This window comes from Thalassospira sp. (genome assembly GCF_030690045.1).
Taxonomy (GTDB): Bacteria; Pseudomonadota; Alphaproteobacteria; order Rhodospirillales; family Thalassospiraceae; genus Thalassospira.
On record NZ_JAUYHK010000004.1, the window covers coordinates 1 to 3,249 of the forward strand.

Annotated in this window: 2 protein-coding genes; one reads left to right on the forward strand and one right to left on the reverse strand. The window is 55.1% G+C overall.

From position 1 onward, the window contains the following. Positions 1-363: HigA family addiction module antitoxin (locus Q8O73_RS02285; RefSeq protein WP_305554313.1), on the forward strand; the 363-nt coding region annotated here is incomplete at its 5' end. Here the strand turns inward: Q8O73_RS02285 and Q8O73_RS02290 are convergent. Then, on the reverse strand, positions 360-2,516 hold the full coding sequence (locus Q8O73_RS02290) for an autotransporter domain-containing protein (protein ID WP_305554316.1): 2,157 nt from the start codon (positions 2,514-2,516) through the stop codon (positions 360-362). The two genes, Q8O73_RS02285 and Q8O73_RS02290, sit on opposite strands and share 4 nt — an antisense overlap. Positions 2,517-3,249: the final 733 nt, after the last annotated feature.

Consider the following 3,249-nt stretch of genomic DNA (forward strand, 5'->3'; position numbering starts at 1 on the left):
CCACGCTTACCGCTGAGGCCTGCCATGATCATGACAGAACGCAAACCCGTCAGTATCGGCGAAATGCTGGTGACGGAATTCATGGAACCGATGAATATCACGCAAACGGCGCTGGCCGATGCGATGGGCGTCCCGCGCAAACATGCCAATGAATTGTGCAACAATCGCCGTCGCATCACCGCCGATACAGCACTTATTCTCGCCCGCGTCTTTGGCAACAGTGCAGCATTCTGGATCAATCTGCAAACCCGCAACGATCTATGGGAAGCCCTCAACACCCCGGAACGCCGTGAACGGATCGACCGCGCCCATCAGCTCCGCAGCCCGATTGCCAAACTGGATGCGACAAATATAACGCCCTAAAACCGGTATTCCAGTCCCAGATACCCCGAAGCCGATTGTTCATCGCCGGTGGCAAGTCCCAGCTCCATGTCCGCGACAACCGTCATCCGCCGGTCCACGTCATAGCGCATATTGACCCCGACATATCCCCCATACGATGACGTATCCCCGGTGCCCTGATAACGCACAACCGGCCCGCTCCCCAGCCCGACATCAACGCTGTCACGCCCGAAATAGCTGTATTTCATCCCGCCGCGCAGTTCGATTTCGCCAAGACCGTCGGCAATATCCTGCCGGGCTGCCAGTTGCAGACGGCCATTGATCACATCCACCCCGTGCCCCTTGACCGTCAGGTTCGACGATGTCGTGCCGGTTTCGGTGTATTCACCGTAATAGCCATAGGTGTAATTAACCTCGGCTGATGGCCGCAATTCAATCCCGCCGCCGATATCAATCGACCGGATCACCGCCAGTGACGGGCTGATATAGACGCTGTTGTAATCTGATTGTGCGGTTTCCTCGCCAATCAGGTTATCGACCACAAGGCGTTCATCCTGATGGCGCTGATACCCGACGACCACCGCCCCATCAATGGCCCAGTCCCCAACCACATATTCACCATATCCGCCGACAAAAAACCCGTTGCTGTCGCCTTCAACCGACGCCATATCGGTTTTCATGCCTGCAACGGACACGCCACCAAACACACCGATACTGTGGTCCCCAATCGGCTTTTCATATCCGCCGATCGCGCCGCCAACCCGGCTGCGATAGCCCAAATTCGCCCCGTCATCGCCGCGTTTTTTGTATCCACCAAAAACCTGCCCCCACACAAACGGCATCTGCTCGGCATACAGCATCCCCGGTTCCAGATCACTGGCCACCACCACAACCGGTTGCGGTTTATTGGATCGCGCCAGTTGCTGGCTGACCGCCTGATGAATGCCGACCGTTGTCGTTCCCAGTGCCGCCCGGTTGGCTGCAAACCCGGTGGGATCGACAATCTCGACCGTCGATCCGCTTTGCAGGACAAGCCCGTCACCGCTGGCCGATGTATTCACCGTACCGGCATTGCTGATGCTCAGGGTCGATGACCGCGCCCCGGCAGATGTATCGATATTGACCGCATTGGTGCCCGCACCAAGATCAATCGTCCCGACAATCGTCGCACCCGGCTTGATGTTCAGGGTCTGGTTGCTCGACCCCACAATCGCCTGTGTCGCCGCCCCTGTCGCAATCACCGTCCCGCTGACATTGATCGTCCCGTTGGCCCCTGTGGATCTGATCCCTGCACGTCCTGCACCCGATACGGTGACGGTCCCGCCATCACTGACCGTAAGGGTGTTGCTGCTACCCGATGATCGTATTCCGTCGGCATTCGTGCTGGTAATCGCACCGCTATTGACAAGTGTCGAATTGTTCCCGTCGCCCCGAATGCCCGCGCCATCGCTGCCGCTTGTGGTAATCGTACCGCTATTGACAGATGTTACACCATCACCGTCATTGTACATGCCGAAGGCATTTGATCCGCTTGTCGTGATTGTACCGCTATTGGAAAGCGTCGAACCGCTATTGGTGCTTCCGATGCCATAGGAATCTGTTCCGCTTGTCGTAATCGTACCGCTATTAACGATTGTCGAATTGGCGTTGGCGCTGTTTAGACCGTACGAATCATTTCCGCTTGTCGTAAGCGTGCCGTTATTGACAAGTGTCGAATTGGCTCCGGCGCCATGTATGGCATGGGCATTCGCACCGCTTGTCGTAAGCGTGCCATTATTGATAAATGTAGACCGCGCCCCCAAACTGGCCATTCCATAACCGTTGTTGGCGCCTGTCCGAATGGTACCATTATTAACAAACTGCACATTTGTAGCGCCCCCCCCAGAGCCAAATATGCCCACGCGCCCGGTACCACCCACCGTCGTGATCGTGCCGTTATTGGTCACACGCACCCCGTCTGCGTTAAGCGTGATGGCGTCACCCGTCGTAACATTGAGAACCCCGCCCTGCTCGATCAATCCGGTTTCCCCGGCGGTCAGGGTTTTGGCAACCGTATCGGTTACCCCCTCAGAAACAGTAAAATCCGCCGCCTGCACCACTGTACTGAACAACGATGTAACAACAAACGCCCCAAGGGTTCGCCCCCGAATTAAACACCCAAACCCCAAAGCCATTTATTCCCCCAAACAGGACGTCTTCAATGTCGGGACCACAAAACACAACACCTGCATTGGCGTTGATCGCTCATCCGAAATCTGTGTCGCCGCAGATCAACATTAGAGATGTAAAAAATTGCATATTAATCGCAAAACCAAACCTTGAATTGCAACCATTATCCGTCATATGGTTCTATCGCATCAATGTCAATCACCGATGACATTGATGCGGTCCAGACCTGCTGATGACAGTCAAAATACTGTAACCGTAAAGAGTTATTGCAATTTCTGATCAGGTCATTGGCAATAGAAAAGGACAATCGGTAATTGGATTGTCCTTTTGACTTGAACTCTGGCGTTACAATCCGTGCTGTAACCCGCCCCTATTCAACAACCTGCCTGTTGTCCGTCTCTCCCGCCGTGCGGCTGCGTTTTTGCTGATGCATTTTTTCCTCCGCCAGCCCCCCATAACGCATCGGGTTGGGCGGTATCTTCCGGTAACATCACCACACCAACACGCGCCCCGACGCTCATGATCAGAAGGACCGGTAATGGAACAGCAACGGCAAAAACAAGATCACCCGCCAGAGCAAGAACAAGCGCAAGGCCACTGCCCCGCTGCGCCGGGCAGTGGAACAACTTGAAAAACAGATGGAAAAACTCTCGACCCGCAAAATGCAGATCGAGGCACATCTGGGCGACCCGGATATTTACGACGACAAAAACGCCCGCCTTCTGGCCGACATGCAAA

What these genes read in the sequence shown, in the direction of transcription:
- Q8O73_RS02290 (WP_305554316.1), bottom strand. Translation starts at nt 2,516, where the DNA reads ATGGCTTTGGGGTTTGGGTGTTTAATTCGGGGGCGAACCCTTGGGGCG.